1 protein-coding gene is annotated in these 759 nt (G+C 69.3%); it reads left to right on the forward strand.

The features are described from left to right. Positions 1 to 699 (forward strand): chorismate mutase (locus B3T77_RS12735; RefSeq protein ID WP_292080029.1); only part of this gene is annotated, 699 nt, incomplete at its 5' end. Positions 700 to 759 lie beyond the last annotated feature (60 nt).

Raw genomic sequence — 759 nt, forward strand, 5'->3', positions numbered from 1 at the left:
CAGGCGCTGGCCGCGCTGCGCGCCGAAATCGACGGCATCGATGACCAGATCCTGGCCCTGTTCGAGCAACGTCTGGCCATCGCCGCCACCGTCGGCAGGGCCAAGGACGCACCCACGGGACCGCACACCAAGCTGCGTCCCGATCGCGAACAAACCGTCCTCTCGCGCATGCTCAAGCAGGCGCAGCCCGAGAATGCCGAGGCGGTCGAACATCTGTGGCGCGAGATCGTCGGCTGGGGCCTGGCGCGCCAGGGCCGCCTTCAGGTGCAGGTCTGGGCCCCGATCGAACCGACCCGCGCGTATGACGGCGCGCGCCTGCGTTTCGGCGCCGCCGCCGACATCAAGATGGTGCGCGATCCGCAAAAGGCCTTGGCCTTCGCCGCCGAAGGCCACGGGATCGCCGTGCTGGCGATCAATACCGAGGACGCTTGGTGGATGGGCCTGCGTCGTGAATGGTCGATGCTGAGCGTGTTCGACGGTTACGGCGGCGAGACGCCGACGTCTCTGGCGGTCGGAAAGATCGATCCGCCGGCTCTGCCCAAGGGCCGACGCGTGGTTGTCACGGCGGGCGGGGACGCCGGCGACGGCGGCGGCGCGCGACGCTGGGGCCTGAACACCCATCACGGCTGGACCATCGCCCTGACGGACGCCGATCTGGCGCCAGGCGACGCCGAGGGCTGCGTCGGCGCGATCGGCTGATCTGACAGGGCCGCATCCGGCAAACGGATGCGGCCATTGTCGTTTCAGACCGCCATATTG

This window comes from Brevundimonas sp. UBA7838 (genome assembly GCF_002500885.1).
In the GTDB taxonomy this organism is placed as follows: domain Bacteria; phylum Pseudomonadota; class Alphaproteobacteria; order Caulobacterales; family Caulobacteraceae; genus Brevundimonas; species Brevundimonas vesicularis_C.